Below are 17,761 nucleotides of genomic sequence, written 5' to 3' on the forward strand. Positions count from 1 at the left end.
TTAGTGACATGCGACCCGATTCGAAGAACGAGGCCCTTTTTGCTGTACGCGCTTTGTACGCCCTTCTAGGCGTATTCTTGTGCTGCATGCTGTGTGGAGTGCTTGGTGCATGTTCCAATTCGGAATCGCTTTACTCTAGTGATCCGGGCGATTCGCGGTCTGTCGTTGAAATAGTCACCGATTCGCTCGAAGGCTTGTTGCGTGTGAAGGCGACCGGTAAGGCGACCGTTCTGGGCTCGGATGAAAGTTCCCGCGCCATGGACCGCCCGACGTTCATCGCCGAATTTACTTACGATTTTTCGATGGGCCGGCACGAGGTCTCGTGCAGTGAATTCAACGCGCTAATGGAACGCTCAACGGGGCTTTCGCTGGATTGTGCCGATAAGGATTTGCCCGCGACGGATATCACCTTTTACGATGCGGCGCTCTTTGCGAACGAACGCAGCAAGGCTGAGGATTTCGATACGGCGTACACCTATGTCGGCGCCTTGTTCGACGCCAATCACCATTGCATAAACTTGGAAGGTTTTGCATTGCGCACCGAGGCCGATGCGTACAGGCTTCCGACCGAGGCGGAATGGGTGCTTGCCGCACGGCAGAAATGGGATGTTGCGAAGGGTTGGACTGCGGAAAATTCGGATTACAAACTGCATGCGGTCTGTGGCAAGGCGGACAAGGGAGAATTCTGCGATATGGTGGGGAATGCCATGGAATGGGTGAACGATTGGCTTGGCGTTTACAGTTCCCGCAGGTTTTGGAACTTAGTCGGCGCGCCTGATGGAGGTTCTCTCGGGCAGCGCGTCGTGAAGGGCGGTAGCTATCGCAACGAAGCATCTTCTATCGCCCTTTTCACACGTGGCGACGTGTATGCGGTCACGTCTTCGACACGCGCCGATTATGTGGGGTTCCGCCTGGCATTTGGTGCGATTCCCAATCCTTCATGGCTCAGCGGTGACGGCAACGCTCAAGAAAGCAGGGTCATTCCGCTCGCGAATTCGTCGACGGTGCGTGCTAAGACTGGGACATACCGGACCAAGCTTGTTTTCCGTAATGATGTCTCGGGAAGCCTTTCCTATATCAACTACTCCAGCGGGGAACTTTCCGTGGTCGGATTGCCCGACTCGCGCGATGCGTACCATCCGGATATATCGCCCGACGGAAAATACGTCGCGTACTGTACGGGACTCGAGGGCGTTTCTGGCAAATCGTCTGTTTTTGTTCGGCCGTTAAGCGCGGATCCGGAGGTATCTTCCGTAAGGCTCGATGTGAAATCTGCAGCAATCCCTCGCTGGCGCGTTCTTGAAAGTGGCGATACTGCAATCGTGTATGTGACCGATGCGGGTAACAACAAGGATGAATCGACTTTCCGCGCGACATCCACATGGCAAGTGGTTTTTAAGGCAGGCAAGTTCGGCTCTCCCGAGAAACTTTTTGACGGCGCCTATCACGACGGAATCAGCGAAGATGGTTCGCTTGCGGTTTCGGGGGCGAGGCTCCTGCGGGCCCGCGTTGCGGAATCGGGCTCGTCAGTTGCGGGTTCTGCCCGCGATACGGTCTGGTACGGTGGCGAACAGGCGTGCAACGTGTCGCTTGCAAAGGATAGTTCCAAGCGCAGTCTTTTTCTCGATTTCGGCGGGAAGACCGGTCGTGAATTTGTGGGCGAGGATTACGGGACGCATGAACGCCTCCTCATTATCGACAGTACCGGGAACTTGGTGCAGTCTGTTGCCGCTCCGGCGGGTTATTCGTTTGACCACAGCGAGTGGGTGATTGGTGCCGATAATCTTGTCGTTGCAACTCTCACGAATGCAGGCGGAGCTCATTCGAAGATTGTCCTCGTGAACCTCACGGATTCTTCCATCGTGGAACTTGCCGAGGGTGATGAACTCTGGCACCCCGCCATCTGGGCGATGCAGGGAATCCCTGCTGCCGAAGATGCCCTCCTCGATCCGGACAGTGCCGGAGTGTATCTTGTTCCCGGTCTTGACGCCCTGCACCAGTCTATGCGCGTGAAGATGGAACTCTTCTGGAATAATCACGAGAAAATTGAATATATCCTGGTCGGCAGTTCGCGCGTCGAGGACGGACTCATTCCCGATTCAATCAAGGCGGGCTATTCCCTGAATATGGGGCATCCCTGGAACTCGATGGATGCATCGTTCTATATTGCAGAGAACTACGCGATGAACCATGCGAAAAATCTGAAGGCGGTCGTGTTCTCGCTAGACTTTGACTTGTGGCAGAACTACGACAACGTAACGAGAATGCTGATAGATGGCGTGCCGGGATACGTCTACGATGAACATCACGATTTTTGGAAGTCAGGTCTACCCGATGCATTTGTGGACAAGGTGAATGAGTGCCTGCCTGCAAGCGAAGCCTATAGGGATGCGTATGTCGATAGCCGCGGGTTTAATTCCAAGCCGGCTTCGTCGTGGAGCGATCCGTTTGTTGAGACGGATTCTACCTGGACCACTACAAATTCATGGTTGGTCGGCTGGCAGATGAAAAGGCTCCGCAGTTTCCTTGAGAAGGCGGAAGAACGGGGGGTATATGTTGTCGGTGTCGTGTTCCCGCAGAATCCGCGGTATCGTGAAACCGGTTCGTGGGGGCGTTATGGACCAAGACGTTCCGAAATGCCTGCCCTGCTCGATTCCATGCAAGTGCTGCAAGAGGAATATGCAAACTTTGTTCTCATGAACGAGAATAAGATGGGTAAGCACGACTATGCCGATTCCATGGCGCAGAACACGGATCACCTCGCATTCCCGGGTGCCCTGCAGTTGACCCGCCGTTTAGATTCTTTGCTGGAAACGCTCAAATGATACGCTTGTTTTTATTGATTGCCCTTTTTGTGATCTTGGGTTGTTCGAATTCGGAACTGCCCTATATGGCAACAACATATGAGTCGCTTGAACAGGACGACGGCATGATTCTTGTGCGTTCGGCCGGAAACGAGACGATTCTCGGGACAAATAGTCGTAAGGCATTGCCTTCGGTGTGTCCGAAAATGAGGGTCAAGTTTACCTATGACTATTATATCGGCAAGCGTGAAGTTACCTACGGGGAATATGGAGATGTCCTTGGCAAGGAATACGATCCCGAGATTCTGGATCAACCTGTCGTGAACGTGACTTTTTTTGATGCTGCCCTATATGCGAATGCGCTGAGTAAAAAGATGGGGCTCGATACGGTGTATACCTATACCGATGCCATATTCGATGGTAGCGGTAACTGCGTCTCGTTGCTCGATTTTACGACGCATTTTGATGTGGAAGCGTATAGGCTCCCGACTGAAGCGGAATGGGTGTATGTCGCGAGGCAGAACTGGAATGCTAAATGTGTCGATACCTTGGACCGGCCCTGCAACTTTATCGGCGGGGTCAAGGAGTGGGTGAATGACTGGATGGGCGCCTTGAGAAGTGCCGTCTATAAGAACTATGTAGGAGCCTTCAATGGCGGCCTGCTCAATACGAGAATCCTCAAGGGAGGCTCCTTTAGGGATAACCCCGATGACGTCCGCGTATATAATAGGACGGATGTCTATCAGGTAACCGCCGACATGAAGGCGGACTATGTCGGATTCCGCCTGGCCTATGGAATTATCCCGAACCCGACAATGACCGACAACAAGGGATTTGCTGTTCATGACGATGTGGACGTCTCCATTTCTTCCGATGCGTTCCGCTCGATGTTCGGGACAATGAACGGCAAGATTGTCTTTAGGAACGAATCTTCCGGAACCCTCACGTACGTCAATTTTATCAGTGGAAATCCAGTCGTATACGAGATTGACGATTCCCTGGATGTCTACCATCCTGCCGTATCGCCCGATGGCAAGTTCGTTGCGTTCTGTTCCTTGCCGGAAGGTGTTGCGGGTGAATCGAATATCTATGTCCGCTCGCTTGATGTCACGAGTAGCGTGGTCCGGAAACTCGAACAGGTCCACGGTTCGATTCCCCGTTGGCGCGTGCTTGAAAATGGCGATACGGTTATCGTCTTTGTCGACTACAATGGAAACAACAAGAATGAGGCCGCATACCAGTCGGCAACGACTTGGCAGGTTGGCTTTGCTCAAGGAATGTTCAAGAAGTTGACCAGGGTTGCTTCCGGAGCTTACAATGGCGGAATTAGCGAGGATTGGCGCTTGGCTGTTTCTGGTGCCCGCATGCTACGCGCAAAGAGGGCCGATTCGGGAATGTCGTTGCTCGATGTGGAACAGGACGAGTTCTGGTATGGTGGCGAACAGGCTTGTAATGCTAGCCTTGCCCTAGATGGAACCAAGCGGACGTTGTTCCTGGATTTCGGTGGCTATACGGGGCAGGCTTTTGCGGGCAGGAAGTATGGTACGCACGAGATGCTCCTTGTTGTCGATAGCCTAGGAAAACTTATTCAGGGAATTCCTGCGCCGGCTTCGTATAGTTTTGACAATACGGAATGGACGAACCGTAAGGATATGGTTATAGGGACGCTTGTTGACAACGAAGGCGTCCATAGCAAGATTGTCGCGATCAATCTGAAGGATTCCTCGGTGACGGACCTTGTCGAGGGCGTCGACATCACGTATCCAGACCTGTGGATGGGAAATGCGATTCCTGTCGAGGAAGAAAACGCGCTTTCGCCCGATAGCGCAGGCGTGTACATGTTTGCTGGCGGCAGTATGGAAATGTCTCTGTACCGCTACAAGATGGAACTGCTGTGGCGCTACCGCGATTCTGCAGATGTGGTGATTCTCGGCTCGTCGCGCCCGCTTTCCGGGATCGATCCGACCATCATAAATTCCTTCTTTGCGGTAAACCTATCACAGACGCCGAATTCGATGGCTCAGTCGCATGATTTCTTTGAACGCTATGTCCTGGGCAACGTGACGAACCTGCGACACATCGTCGTCTCTCTCGATATCGATTTCTGGTGGAAGGTCGGGGACGATGACAACCTGTTCTACGATCGCTATAAGCTCTATCCGGGATATGTCTACGACGAGAATCACAACTATTGGAAAGATGACCGTGATGTGAAAATTCTGGAATTCACGATGGCCTCTGTGGGTACGGAAGAAGCCGACAAGATAATGTTCCATCGCGGGTTGTATTCGACGACTGGCCAGGGTTGGGACGATTCGCCGACTATTCTGTACGATAGCACATGGTCTCGTACCGACCGCAAGAAGTTTTATAGCAATCTGGGTGTCCTGGAGGACATGATAAAGCTTGCTGCCGAGAATGGGGTTGATGTTTTTGGAGTTATTTTCCCGCAGAACCCCGCATATGCCAATACGGGTTCCTACGGGCGCTACGGTATCAGGCGAAGCGATGCCCCTGAACTTATTGCCGAGATTGCGGCACTGGAAAAGAAGTACGCGAATTTCCACTTGATGGATGAAAACAAGATGGGTGAACACGATTATACGCCATCGATGGCGGCTAATGATGACCATCTGAATCTTTTTGGTTCGCGCAAACTTTCGGGTAGATTGAATACCCTGCTTCAGAAATACCGGTAGAAATGATTTTTGTCGTATTCCTGATATCATTTCTGTTTGCCCTGTTTCCGCTGACGGATACGGACATCTGGTGGCATCTGGCGTGCGCGCGCGAGTGGGTGGTGACGTGGAGTCCCGTCCGTGAAGGACTCCCGAATATCCACGAATATTTTCAGCAGGTTGTTTACTCTGTGTATTGCATAGGCGGAGCGCCGCTGCTTGTGGTCTTCAAGGCTCTCCTGTGGGGCTCCGTGTTTGCATTGTTCTTGTTCCCTGCGGGTTTGCGCAATCGTCCTAAATCTATTGTAGTGGCGGTTACCGTATTTTATTTGTTTGTATTCCGCTACCAGCTGGAAATGCGTCCGGTTGTATTTACGCTCCTGTTCCTCGGTGTGTACTGGAATGTTGTGCCGTGGCTGCTTGTACGGCTTGCTTCGGGCGATAAGCATGCTGCGGACCGAGTGAAGACCTTCCTTGTGGCGTTTGCCCTGCTTTTGCTGCAGTGGCTCTGGTGCAAGTTTCAGGGGTTATACATCCTGGGCCCTCTCTTTGCGCTGCTGTGCCTTGCGCATGCGTTGTACAGGAATCGGACCGTGCAACGAACGTTCCAGATGGCTGCGCCTATCGTATTTGTAACGCTACTTTTTGCGATGCCCCTTTTGCATAGTGAAGGCGTGCGCCTGTTCCTTTACCCGTTCGGACTCCTGGACCGGCTGCTAGGCATTTCTCCTTCCGCAGCAATTTTTGCAAGCGAAATTGCGGAGAACCGTAGCCCGCTCACGCTTCTTATGGCGGGCGAAAACTTGTTTGCGTCGGTGTTTATGCTTGCTGTTGTGCTTTTTTCGTTGGCGTATTCCTTGGTAAACCTGTTCAAGTATCGTTGCGATATGGTTTTGGATGTGAGTTTGTTTGTAACGTCGATTCTTGCGCTTGTTGCCGAGCGGAATTTTGTGCTGTTGTTCCCGTTGTTTATTGCGGTACTTTGTTCTCCGCGGCCAGAGATTCTCCGTTTGCCGGATTTTGCGGCGATGGGGCCTGTGGTACGTGTGTCTCCTGTTGTCCTTGTCGCCTGTTTGCTTGGGTTCTGGGCAAAATCGCTTGCAGCGTACGACATGCATATGGTCGCCTACCAGCGCGTGCCTGTGGGTGCTGCCGCCTGGATGAAGGCTCACCCTCATGAGGGCAGGCTTTTCAACGATGACCGTGCCGGCGGCTACCTCGCGTTCATGAACCCGTCGGATTCCATCTATATCGACGGGCGTTTCATACTCAAGACGGCGGACTTTTTCGAACGCTACCTGCGCTATTCCGCCGAACCGTCGCTGTTCCTTTCCGATGCCGATTCCCTGGGGGTCGATCGGGCGCTTTTCCCCCTGCGTTACTATGCCCGCTGGGGAACTGTCATAAAAGCCCTCGAAAAGTCCCCGGATTGGTCAACAGCCTATGTTGATGCATACTTTATTGTTTTCGCGAGAAAATAATATTTAAACCTTACATAACTATTGTAATATCAACGAGTTACGTTTTCGTAATGTCAAAAAATGCCTTAATTTGACGTAAAAACGCCGTTTTTTCTTAATTTAGTGCTTTTTTGTTCATTATTTTGTTTGTCAAGGGATAGTTCAAAATTTTTCTGTTGATATGTTGTGCTTTTGATTGGGATGACAGTTTGATTCCTGCGTGATTAAACACCCCAAAAATGGGGATAGAATCGGGTATAAAATTTTTTTTCGGGGAAAATACCTTTTTTGTAGCATTTTGGGACCTTTCTCCAAAAAAAATTTCGCCATCGATTTCGCTATGGTTCCTTTATCTAATTTTTAGACCTAACGATTTTTTAGCCCCTCTTGTTTTTGGTTTATTGTGGATAATACGATTGCTTTATTGAATTTGTCGACTTCGCCCTGGCAGTCCGTGAAGGACTATATGATGTCCAGGGGAGAATTCAACGCTTTTGGAATGCAATTCTTCGAAACGATTGAGTTCGAAGGAATGAACGACGGAATTGCATGGATTTCCGTTCCGGACAAGTTCCGCGAAACATGGCTCAATAGTCATTATGGTGAACTTTTGCGCGAGGCGTTCGCTTCCGTTGTCGGGAGTTCGTTTGTAGATTACCGTGTGCGATTGCGCGAAATGTCTGCGCCGGTTCCCGAGATGAAGCTCGCGAATCCGGTTCCGCCCGTGGTGAAACAGGCTGCAAAGCAGGCGGCTCAGGTGAAGCGCGTAAAGAAGAAGGCCCTTCTGGGTTCTCCGATGTATGCAAACTATACGTTCGAGAACTTTGTCGAAGGTTCCTGCAATTCGCTTGCCTACAAGGCGTGCGTTTCTGTTGTCGAGAATCCTGGCGACCGTGCGATGAACCCACTCCTTATCTATGGGGCATCTGGACTCGGCAAGACGCACTTGATGCATGCTGTCGCCGCGAAACTCCAGTCCGAAAAGCCGGACATGAGAATCGTGTACCGTCAGGCCTACGACTTCCTGCGCGATACGATGTCTATCATCGAGGCTGGTCAGGCGAAGCAGTGGGAGAAACAGACCGAGTGCAAGGAAAAGTTTAGACAACTTTATTCGGAATGCGATGTTCTCCTCATTGACGATATCCAGTTGCTCAAGAGCGGTGTCTATAGTCAGAAGATTCTGGCCAAGATGATCAACAGCCTGCGCAACGATGGCAAGCAGGTTATCCTTTCGTGCGATCGCCATCCGGGCTCGTTCAAGAAGCTTGCCGAGGGCGAAAAGCCTTCTAGGGATGCTGCTGTTCCGCAGTTGACGTCGGTTCTCCTGAAGTATCTGGAAGACTGCGTGGCCGTGGGTATGGACGAACCTGATTTGAATACGCGCATGGGTGTTATTCGCATGAAGTCCGAACGTTTGCCGTTCGCAAGCGATGACCGCGAAGAAATCTGCAGGTTCCTCTCCATTCCGCCCCGTGCAAACTTCCGCCTTATTGAAGGTCTCCTCAACTGGCTCGATGCGATGCATTGCCTGAACGGAGTGGAATTGAACCTGCGCTGCATCAAGCAGTTGCTGGTTTCCCCGCAGAACGATGGCGCAACGCTTACGCTCAAGTGCATCAGCGAGACTGTCGCCGCGTCGTTCAATATCGATGCTGTAGTACTTTCCTCCAAGCGCCAGGACAAGGGCGCTTCTATCCCGCGTAAGATTGCCATGTTCCTCTGCCGTGAACTCACGACGGAAACGGAACAGGAGGTGGGAAAGATTTTTAATCGCGATTACTCCACGGTGATCGCCGCCATTCGTTCCCTGATCGACATGATGGACAAGGATGCAGCCCTTGCAAGGCGCGTCAGGGATATCCGTTACATGTTGGAGACCTGATGAAGGTTCTAGTAACGGGAGGTGCAGGCGTCGTAGGGAGGGCGCTCTGCCGGGAACTATTGAACCGCGGTGTGTGTGTGCGCGTTCTTTCGCTCCCGGGCGATACCCTGGTGCAATCGCTTCCGTCCGGTGTTGAAATTGCTTATGGCAATGTCGCGGATTATGGCTCTATCCGGCCAGCCTTCGATGGTGTGGACTGCGTTTTCCATCTAGCGGCAATTCTCCTTTCAAATGATGCGGAAGCCTTCGAGAAGATAAATGCGGGCGGTACGCGGAATGTGGTTTCGGCGTGCCAGGATGCTGGCGTTCGTCGCCTTCTGTATGTGTCGAGTATTTCGGTGACATACCCGGTGCTTACGCCTTATGGCGCTAGTAAACTTGCGGGGGAGGCTGCGGTGAAGGATTCCGGACTGGAATGGACCATCGTGCGGCCGACGCTCGTGATTGGGGATGGCGGTGGAGTGGAATTCCGGATGTTTGCGGATTTCGTGTGTCGGTTCCCGTTATACCCGATGCCTGGCGGCGGAGCCGCGAAGAAGCGTCCGGTTCGGAGTGTCGATTTGGTGAAGGGTATCGCCGCCGCGGGACTTGCGCGTGATGCTGTGGGCAAGACGTATGCGCTTGCCGGCCCCGAGGTGATGACGATGGCCGAAATGGCGCGCCGTGTGCTTAGGCAGGCGGGGCTCAGGCATTGGATGGTGCCGCTTCCCTGGTGGCTAGCCCGCATGCTTGCCGTGTTCAAGAACCGTATTGGCGGCAGGCGTGTTTCGGCCGAGCAGGCGCTTGCCGGGTTCCTCTACGATGCCGTTCCTGACATCGAAAATGCAGAAAAAGACCTCGATTATCACCCGGAACCTGCTTTATAGCCTTTTTTTTGCTTTTTTCGTGGATTTTTACGTAGAAAGGAATTATATTCCCTTAAAAAAGGACTAGTTATGAAACGTTTCTTGACTCTTGCTGGTTGCGCGGCTCTCGCGCTTGCTCTCGGTGCCTGTGGCGATAGCAAGTCGCCCACCGATTCTGACGACATTCTTTCTTCCGGCGGTTCCTCCGCGAAATCTTCTTCCTCGAAGGAGGCGAAGTCTTCTTCGTCTGTTTCCGAAGACATCCCGAAGGGTGCCCGCGCGGCAACTCTCGATGACCTCGAAAGGAACATGAAACTCAAGGACATGTTCGGAAGGGATATCTACCTTGCGACGGGCGAGAAGCACGGCCTGTTCTCGTTCTGGATTCCCGACACGGCGTGGATAGCGGTCCCGTCCGATTTCAAGGATGGCGTGATTAGTTTCAGTTCCGGAGCCATTACCTCTATCAAGATTGAAAACAAGGCGATTGAGTCTATGGAAGAACTGGTGGAGAAGGATTCGGACCACTCCATGAGATTTATCGTGAACGAGGACGACCAGCTGCAGTATTCTCTGGATGGGGGCAAGTACAAGGATGTCACCGAGGCGACAGTCAAGAAGAATTCCTCAGTCATTTCGAACGGCGACAGCCTTGCATCGAAGGAACTCTTTTGCAAGACCGGCGAGAATACCTTTACGGGTTATAGCTTCTATAAGGGCCGCTATGTGGCGACCGATGTTGTCCGAAATGCCAAACAAACGAACGATTCTCTTGTATCCTGGTCTGCCGGCTATTACGACATCCACCGCGGCAAGCTCCTGATGCGCCCGTTGTTCTACAGTGCTCCTGTGTATGCGCTGGTGTCGGCTTCCGTAAGTTCGGATTATAAGACGTTGACTATATCAGCGGAAGATGTCTCGTGCACGTTGAGCGAATTGAAGTATAACGAAGTACCTGCGGCCGATCTCGAGGGAGAATGGGAGTCCGACGAAGGCGGCCTCACTTGGTCCCTTGACATGCGCGCCGACCGTACCTTCGAGGTGAAGGCCTTCAAGGGCAACGAGAACAAGGCTCTCAAGCAGGGAATCTGGGATGTCTACGGCAACCAGCTGCTGATGAAGATGACCGGCTGCCTGGGTGGCAAGTGCACTCCGGCCGTGATAGGCTCTGTCTCGAAATGGAAGGCAGGCTCGTTCTTCGACTACGGCAATTCGGATCCCGACGATCCTTCGATTCCAGAGTCCTGGAATGCTCCGGAATATGAATAATTGTGGCTCGCACCATTGAATGACTTGGAGCACGTGCCCGACAAGGCACGTGCTGTGATGTAGTATGGAATTTTATCTCTTTTTCCCATTATACCTTTTTATCGCTATTTATTGCATTAGAGTAAAAAGGGCTAGTATTGGTGATTTTGTAGAGATCCGTTGGGATGACCAGCCTGTGCTATTTTTGTCCGTTGTCTTTCTGTCCCTTTTATGTGCTGTTGATGGTTTCTGCAATATCGTGTCAATATTTAAGCATCCGATAATTTCAGATGAGAAACTGAAAATTATAGATGATGCCACAACCCTTTTCTTCGCTCTTGTTACGCTTGCCATATTTATATGGGTAAAGAAATTCAGGATAAGGAAGAAGGATTATACGTGGAAAGGAACACCCTTAGTTAGGTCTTTTTTTGTAGTTATCTTTCTTGTTGGTGCCGTTTCGTTTTGCATGGATTTAATAGGAGTCTGACCATGAAGGTTTATATAGCGCAGATGGAAGTTGTTCCGGGAAAGCCGGAAGAGAATATCAAAAAGATGAAGTCCGTGGTTGCCCGTGCCAAGAAGGCGGGTGCCGATATCGTACTTTTCCCCGAGTATGCGATGACGGGGGATTACTTTAGGCTGGGCTCGATGCAGGATGAAATCGGGTTCCAGATCAAGGAACGCGATGCGGACGTGATGCTCGAAAAGCTTTCGAAAGGTATCGAGATTCTCGTGGGTACGAGCGCCATGCTCGACGAATGCATGTACAACCACTATGTCAATGGCTGCATGGACGGCTGGGACAATGATTTCGAGGTCGTTTCCGATTACCAGGAATTCTCGGTCCTCAAGGAAGAGGATGTCGATGAGTTCTGCTTGGATTTTGTGAAGGAAAACAAGAAGGCTATCGTCTATATGGGTGCCGTCGGTACGGAAAATTCCGGCAAGAACATCTATGCGCTCGATGGCGGTTGTCGTGTGTACGACAAGACGGGCAAGGTGGTCTACCGTATGCCGCAGTTCCGCGAGTGCGAGGCGTTATTGGATATTACGAAGGGTCGCGTGAAGTTTATTTCGGGCGAGAAGTCCGTGAAGCCTGCCGAGCCGGTTGCAGTGCTGCACGATGCACTCGTGTACATGATCCGCGAGAACTTGAAGAAGTTCCATATCGAACGTATGGTCATCGGTGCGAGCGGCGGTATCGACAGCGCCGTCTCTGCAGTGCTGTATGCGGAGGCGATTGGCGCGAAGAACGTGTACCTCGTGAACATGCCGACGCGATTCAATTCCGATACCACGAAGAATGCTGCCCGCGACTTGGCGAAGAACCTGAAAGCGCCCTACATGGTCGCCCCGATTTCGGACATGCTGAATGCGGTGTGCGAAAGCCTCGGCAAGTGCAAGTTCGAACGTAGCGACAGGAAAATCAATATCGAGGGCCTTGCGTACGAGAACCTGCAGGCACGAACCCGTTCTTCTTCCGTGTTGCTTTCTATTGCGTCGGTGCTCGGTGCAGGCATTACCTGCAATGGCAACAAGAGCGAGGCCACTGCCGGCTACTGCACTCTTTATGGTGACAGCTGCGGCGTGATGTGTGCGCTCGGCGACCTCTGGAAAACCCAGGTGTACGAACTTGCCCGCTACATTAACCGCAAAAAGGAAATTATCCCGAAGGCCTCTATCGACGTGCCCGCGAGTGCGGAACTGAGCGAGGCGATGAATGTGGACGAGGGCAAGGGCGATCCGATCAAGTACCCGTACCACGACAGGCTTTTTGCATACTGGGTGGACCAGAACCATGGCCTGGACGAGACGGAGAAGCTGCTCGAGAAGGGGACACTCTGCAAGGAAATCGGTGCCGACCCGAAGTATTTCAAGAAACTTTTCAAGACTAAGGACGAAGCGCTCGAGGACATGCGTGCATGGCACAGGCGTTTCCGCGGGCTGGCGCTTGCAAAACGCATCCAGTTCCCGCCGATTCTTTCGGTGAGCGGGATGGCGTTCGGCGGCGAGTACCGCGAGAGCCAGGGCGTGTAGTTCTTTAACCCGATAGGAGTGCTATGATTAGACGATTGATGGATTCGCTGGATTCCGTGCTGCTCGGCAAGCATGAATCCGTTGAAATGCTCGTGATGGCACTCCTTGCCGACGGTCACGTGCTCATTGAGGATGTTCCGGGAACTGGGAAGACGACGCTTGCAAAGGCGCTCGCCGTGGCCATAGGAGCGGACTTTGCCCGCATCCAGTTCACGCCTGACTTGTTGCCTGCCGACGTTACGGGGGGCGCCGTGTACAGGGCGAATACCGGCGATTTTGAGATCCGCAAGGGTCCCGTGTTCACGCAGGTGCTATTGGCTGACGAGATCAACCGTGCGTCTCCCCGCACGCAGAGTGCACTATTGGAAGCGATGGAAGAACGCCAGGTGAGCCTGGAGGGCGAGGCCCACAGGCTGCCCGAACTCTTCTTTGTACTTGCGACGGAAAACCCGGTGGAGTTCCACGGGGTTTTCCCGCTGCCCGAGGCGCAGATGGACCGTTTTTTGGTGCGGCTTTCCATCGGGTACCCGACGCTCGATACTGAATTGCAGATTTTGCATGAACACCGTGAAGGCACGCCGCTCCAGAGGCTTTCTGCGGTAACGAGCGTGCAGGAGATTCTTGCGGCTCGCGAGGATGTCCGCAAGATCCATGTGGACGAGGCTCTCGAACGCTATGCGGTTAGGCTCGTGCAGGCGACCCGCAGTGACGCGGGCGTGCGGCTTGCGGCAAGCCCTCGCGCCGGCCTCAACCTGGTCAAGATGGCCCGCGCGAGTGCCTACGTTGCGGGCCGTGACTTCGTGAATCCGGATGACATCCAGAAGGTGTTCTATCCGGTCATGGAACATCGCGTGTTTGCGAAGGAGAGTGTTCCTGGCGCTTCGCATGCTATCCTCTCGGGAATCCTCTCGCAAACCTCTATCCCTAGGTAAGCTTGAGGCTGTCTTTTTTCAAGTGGTTTCTGGATTCAATCCCCAGGACTCCGCGCCGTGCCGGAATCCTCATGCGGCTCTATTACCTGTGGCGCGAACGTTTTACCTATGCGGGCCGCGCCTGCGCGAGTCTGTTCCTGTTTTCGCTGGTGGTGGGCTTTGTCGCGAATTTCTGGCTGCCGTGGGTTTTCTCGGGAGTCTGTTTCCTTTTCATGCTGACGCTTGTCCCGTCGCTTTTCATGACGGCGCGCAGGACCCGTGTCGAAGGGCGCGGTATCCGCGTCGTGAATGCGGTGGAGGGGAATGTCGCTCATGTCGAACTCCAGTTCCGCGCCCTGAGTTCTCTCGACTACGCGACACTTTCTTGCGGGCGGATAGATACTTCGCTTGTCTGCAAGGAATCCGGACCCGCGCTGTCGTGCCTGCCCGGGAGCGACCATATGCTTCGTTGCGATATAGGCACGTCGCGTCGGGGGGCCTTCGTGATTCCGCGCGTGTCGCTCGTCGTTCCCGAGATTAGGGGTATGCTCTGCTGGCCTTTTGACTGCGGGGAGGCCGAACTTCTCGTGTACCCGCGAGAGATTGCTGTGCGCTCGTTTGCCTACCTCACGATGGGGAAGAACGGCCAGGCGTTTGCCCCGCTCCTCATGCCGGATTTTGGACGCGGCCTCGACTTTGTGGGCGTGCGCGAATACCGCGAGGGCGATTCCCTGCGCGACCTGCACCACAAGGCGTTCGCGCGCTACGGTCGCCCCTTCACCAAGGAATTCGAGGTGGAACGCGGAGCGGGCATCGTGCTTGTCGTTGATGTTGCCGCCCGCACGATACAGGAAAAGTACCGCGTTGAGCCCTTGATCCGGCTCGCGGCCGGCGTTTGCCGTTGGCTGTGTGAACGCGGAATTCTCGGTCGGCTCTTCATAGGCGATAGCGAGATTGCGCTGAATGCGGATAGCCGCTTTGACGCCTGCCTGGAGGCCTTGGCGCGAATCCCGCGTGCGGAAGTTTTCGAAAGATGGGTGCGCGGTTCTTCGGCAAAATTGCCTGCGGGTAAAGTCTGGTCGCCCGCGGCGCGCCCGATGGGGCCTGTGCTTCGGTTAGGCCTTGACGTGGAATCGAACCCGCTTGTCCACAAGCAGGTTGTCGTCACTACGTCTGCTGCGAAAGATTGTGCGGAAGATGCTCTGTTTGTCGACATGGATAGGCTAGGTGCGGAGGGGGTGTCGCTATGAAGAAGTTTGCCCCGCGCGAACGGGCTAAAATGCTTCTCCTCTGCATGACCAGCATCAACCTGGGCATGTCTTCGGGGCTGATATGGCTTGGCTTTGTTTTCTTTGCGGCTTTCATGGTGGCTTTTTTCCGCTACGACGCCTCGCGCGTCCCCGTGTACCGCAAGTCGATTGCCTACGGCTTGATCGTCCCCTTCGCCATCTGGTGGGTGCTTAGCCCGGAGGCGGAATTCGGGATTTCTCCCTGGCTGGTGTATATTCCCGCGTACTATCTCTTGTCGCTTGCGCTGTTGCAGGTGCGCAGCCTTGGCAATGGCGGACACGATGTCTTTATCCTCTTTAACGGCGTGGCGGCGATGCTGCTGAGCTGCTATCAGGGGAACGCAAGCGGAATTGCGTATGTCCTTGTGGCGCTCCTGATCCTTGTCCGTGCCTACGCGCGGCCTGGAGTCAAGTGGTGGAAACATGCCCTCTTCCTGCTGCTTTTGGCGGGATTCTCGGCCATCTCGTATGCGGGTTTCCAGTACTGGCGCCACCACCGTAGCTACAGCGCCGAACGCATGGCGAACTACTACGAGAAACGCAACCTGATGGGGTTTGATCCTGTGGTAAAGCTCGGGTCGTTTGAATCCAATTTTGCGGGCCGCTATAACCGCGAAATCGTGTTGCGCGTCTGGGATTCGCTGCCGCCGTACCATATGCGCGCCGCCGTATATGAGAAATATGTCGGCGGATTCTGGAAGTTGCCCGAGGTGCCGGGGAAAAAACTCTACCCCGCGCGCTACGAGGTGGACTATGCCGTGTTTGAGACTTCGGATTCTGTGTCCAGTCCGGAACACTCGCGTATGGTCTGGGTGCAGTCCCCGCTCGACAATTTTGGGTTCCTGTTCGCGGCTCCCGGTGCGGTAGGTGTGGCGGCGAAGAATGCGGATTCCCTAGAATATGATGAATCGGGAATTTTCTCGAAGGCGAACGGGAAACGTAGTGACTGGTATTACTTTGTCCCTAACAGCGAGGAAAGTTCGGTGGTGGGCTTGCCGCATGGGGGCGATACGCTTGTCCCCGCCGCCTTGCGCGGCTTCCTGGATTCGGTCGCGGTCGAGGTTGGTCTGCACAATGACACTCTTGCGCTTCCGCCCGAATCTTGCCTTTTCGCGATAGAGAATTTCTTCGCGAGACATTTCGAGTATTCGCTCGTCGTTCCCGATGCGGGCAAGTCCGGAGAGGATCCGTTGCGGTCGTTCTGGAAGTCGCGCGCAGGCTATTGTGAGTACTTTGCTACGCTTTCTGCGCTGTTGCTGCGAATGCAGGGGATACCCGCGCGCTATGTGACAGGCTTCGTGCGGCCGGAATCTGTAGAGGGTAGACCCTATGCCGTATTCCGCAGGTACAGTTCGCATGCCTGGGTCGAGGTATTCAACGGCAGGGAATGGAAGCCTTTCGACCCGACTCCTCCCGCGTTCGTTGTCCAGAGGGTGCAACCTTCATGGCTTTCGCAGAAACTAGAAGGCATTCGCGGTTGGTTCTCTCGCGTGCTCCATGTGCTCAAGGAAGGCTCCTGGCGCCGTACGGTGGATTCGTGGCAGGGCTTCGCGCAGGCTCTTCTCGGCTCTCCGTGGCTTTATGTAGCACTTGTGCTTGCTGTGGCGGCTGTTCTCTTGCTTCGCATGGTCAAGAAACGGCGTAGGGCGGACGGAGGTAGTTCTAGTGCATCCCGTATTCGCTGGGTCCATGCGCTTGTCCGTGCAGAACAAGCGCTCTTGCGACTTGGTTTTTCACGCCTTCCTGGTGAAACAGTCGGAAATTTCTTGCGCAGGCTTGAACGCGAGGAGTCGGTGCCGCAAAAAGGGCGCGCCCAGTTTGAGCGTGCCCTAGAAGTTCTCTATGAGTATGAACGGATGCGTTGGAAACGCCTGCCATAAGGACAGGCTTGTTTCCGGCTATTCGCCTACGCGAACATAGTATTCAGCCGCGTTTTCCTTGGTAAGAGCGTCTGTCATGTCGTTGGCATGGAACAGAGTCGTATTCAGGTTCAGGCTGCGTTCGTTAATTGTCGGCATGACGGTGTAGGAACGGTTCGTTTCCAGGCAGTCCGTACGGCCGAGCTTGATATTCAGCACATTGCCGGTGATACTCCAGGTGCCGTAGGTGGAGGTCCCGCCGCAACCATTGCCAGCCATTTCGGAAAGGAATCCGTCCGTGGTGAATACAAAGTGGAACTTGCCGTCGTCCGTGAATTCGAGCGTACTTGGGGCCGAAGAAAAGTCGGTGAAGATCTGGCTTCCGTCCTTGGCCTGAATGGCCTGTAGGTTCCATTGGCCGACGAGGCAGTCCTCGTTAAGGCCCTTGGCGCACATATCGGCGCGGGATGGCTTGGATTCCTCGCTGCCGCAGGCGGCAAGGAGGCTGATGCTTGCGGTGACGATTGCTGTCGTAATAACCTTTTTCATGGAATTCCTCCGTTGAATACATAGGGAATATAAATAAAAGTTCGTTTTTGCGTTACCTTGATTGATGGAATGGCGTGAAATTTGCATGCGATTTCCCCAAAAAAGGCGCTTTTGTCGCCGTGTTGCATATAAATACAACGGAATATGGATTTATGGTGCGGATGGACCTGTTTTTTTGGTTAGATTTTAATTA

General features: G+C 53.6%; 12 protein-coding genes. 11 read left to right on the plus strand and 1 reads right to left on the minus strand.

Annotation, left to right across the window (positions count from 1 at the left end):
• Nucleotides 1-8 precede the first annotated feature (8 nt).
• The 11 genes from B7994_RS03325 to B7994_RS03375 all read left to right on the plus strand — a co-directional run bounded on the left by B7994_RS03325 (nt 9) and on the right by B7994_RS03375 (nt 17,040).
• Nucleotides 9-2,825, plus strand: a complete 2,817-nt coding sequence (locus B7994_RS03325) for a TIGR02171 family protein (RefSeq protein WP_088637039.1) — start codon at nt 9-11, stop codon at nt 2,823-2,825.
• Nucleotides 2,822-5,503 (plus strand): TIGR02171 family protein, encoded by a 2,682-nt coding sequence (locus B7994_RS03330; protein WP_088637040.1) that lies wholly within the window; start codon nt 2,822-2,824, stop codon nt 5,501-5,503. The genes B7994_RS03325 and B7994_RS03330 overlap by 4 nt, the downstream gene beginning before the upstream one ends.
• Nucleotides 5,504-5,505: 2 nt before the next feature.
• A complete protein-coding gene (locus B7994_RS03335; RefSeq protein ID WP_088637041.1) occupies nt 5,506-6,963 on the plus strand; it encodes a hypothetical protein in 1,458 nt (485 codons plus the stop codon).
• 382 nt (nt 6,964-7,345) lie between these two features.
• The gene (locus tag B7994_RS03340; protein WP_088637042.1) at nt 7,346-8,827 is read left to right on the plus strand and encodes a DnaA ATPase domain-containing protein; all 1,482 of its coding nucleotides are present in this window, start codon (nt 7,346-7,348) and stop codon (nt 8,825-8,827) included.
• The gene (locus B7994_RS03345) at nt 8,827-9,693 is read left to right on the plus strand and encodes an NAD-dependent epimerase/dehydratase family protein (RefSeq protein WP_088637043.1); all 867 of its coding nucleotides are present in this window, start codon (nt 8,827-8,829) and stop codon (nt 9,691-9,693) included. The genes B7994_RS03340 and B7994_RS03345 overlap by 1 nt, the downstream gene beginning before the upstream one ends.
• 69 nt (nt 9,694-9,762) lie before the next feature.
• The gene (locus B7994_RS03350; RefSeq protein WP_088637044.1) at nt 9,763-10,941 is read left to right on the plus strand and encodes a hypothetical protein; all 1,179 of its coding nucleotides are present in this window, start codon (nt 9,763-9,765) and stop codon (nt 10,939-10,941) included.
• A gap of 64 nt (nt 10,942-11,005) precedes the next feature.
• The gene (locus tag B7994_RS03355; protein WP_088637045.1) at nt 11,006-11,410 is read left to right on the plus strand and encodes a hypothetical protein; all 405 of its coding nucleotides are present in this window, start codon (nt 11,006-11,008) and stop codon (nt 11,408-11,410) included.
• Between the two features lie 2 nt (nt 11,411-11,412).
• Nucleotides 11,413-12,960 (plus strand): NAD(+) synthase, encoded by a 1,548-nt coding sequence (gene nadE, locus B7994_RS03360; RefSeq protein ID WP_233142982.1) that lies wholly within the window; start codon nt 11,413-11,415, stop codon nt 12,958-12,960.
• A 23-nt stretch (nt 12,961-12,983) separates the two neighbouring features.
• Nucleotides 12,984-13,892 (plus strand): MoxR family ATPase, encoded by a 909-nt coding sequence (locus B7994_RS03365; RefSeq protein WP_088637046.1) that lies wholly within the window; start codon nt 12,984-12,986, stop codon nt 13,890-13,892.
• 2 nt (nt 13,893-13,894) lie between these two features.
• Nucleotides 13,895-15,121 (plus strand): DUF58 domain-containing protein, encoded by a 1,227-nt coding sequence (locus B7994_RS03370; RefSeq protein ID WP_088637047.1) that lies wholly within the window; start codon nt 13,895-13,897, stop codon nt 15,119-15,121.
• Nucleotides 15,118-17,040 carry a transglutaminase family protein gene (locus B7994_RS03375; protein WP_088637048.1) on the plus strand — a complete coding sequence of 641 codons (1,923 nt, stop codon included), beginning with the start codon at nt 15,118-15,120 and terminating at the stop codon, nt 17,038-17,040. Before B7994_RS03370 ends, B7994_RS03375 begins: the two co-directional genes overlap by 4 nt.
• A gap of 18 nt (nt 17,041-17,058) precedes the next feature.
• Here the strand turns inward: B7994_RS03375 and B7994_RS03380 are convergent, their stop codons facing one another.
• The gene (locus B7994_RS03380; RefSeq protein WP_158213060.1) at nt 17,059-17,568 is read right to left on the minus strand and encodes a lipocalin family protein; all 510 of its coding nucleotides are present in this window, start codon (nt 17,566-17,568) and stop codon (nt 17,059-17,061) included.
• Nucleotides 17,569-17,761: the final 193 nt, after the last annotated feature.

The organism is Fibrobacter sp. UWR2 (assembly GCF_002210285.1).
GTDB lineage: Bacteria > Fibrobacterota > Fibrobacteria > Fibrobacterales > Fibrobacteraceae > Fibrobacter.

What these genes read in the sequence shown, in the direction of transcription:
- B7994_RS03325 (WP_088637039.1), top strand. Translation starts at nt 9, where the DNA reads ATGCGACCCGATTCGAAGAACGAGGCCCTTTTTGCTGTACGCGCTTTG.
- B7994_RS03330 (WP_088637040.1), top strand. Translation starts at nt 2,822, where the DNA reads ATGATACGCTTGTTTTTATTGATTGCCCTTTTTGTGATCTTGGGTTGT.
- B7994_RS03335 (WP_088637041.1), top strand. Translation starts at nt 5,506, where the DNA reads ATGATTTTTGTCGTATTCCTGATATCATTTCTGTTTGCCCTGTTTCCG.
- B7994_RS03345 (WP_088637043.1), top strand. Translation starts at nt 8,827, where the DNA reads ATGAAGGTTCTAGTAACGGGAGGTGCAGGCGTCGTAGGGAGGGCGCTC.
- B7994_RS03350 (WP_088637044.1), top strand. Translation starts at nt 9,763, where the DNA reads ATGAAACGTTTCTTGACTCTTGCTGGTTGCGCGGCTCTCGCGCTTGCT.
- B7994_RS03355 (WP_088637045.1), top strand. Translation starts at nt 11,006, where the DNA reads ATGGAATTTTATCTCTTTTTCCCATTATACCTTTTTATCGCTATTTAT.
- nadE (WP_233142982.1), top strand. Translation starts at nt 11,413, where the DNA reads ATGAAGGTTTATATAGCGCAGATGGAAGTTGTTCCGGGAAAGCCGGAA.
- B7994_RS03365 (WP_088637046.1), top strand. Translation starts at nt 12,984, where the DNA reads ATGATTAGACGATTGATGGATTCGCTGGATTCCGTGCTGCTCGGCAAG.
- B7994_RS03375 (WP_088637048.1), top strand. Translation starts at nt 15,118, where the DNA reads ATGAAGAAGTTTGCCCCGCGCGAACGGGCTAAAATGCTTCTCCTCTGC.
- B7994_RS03380 (WP_158213060.1), bottom strand. Translation starts at nt 17,568, where the DNA reads ATGAAAAAGGTTATTACGACAGCAATCGTCACCGCAAGCATCAGCCTC.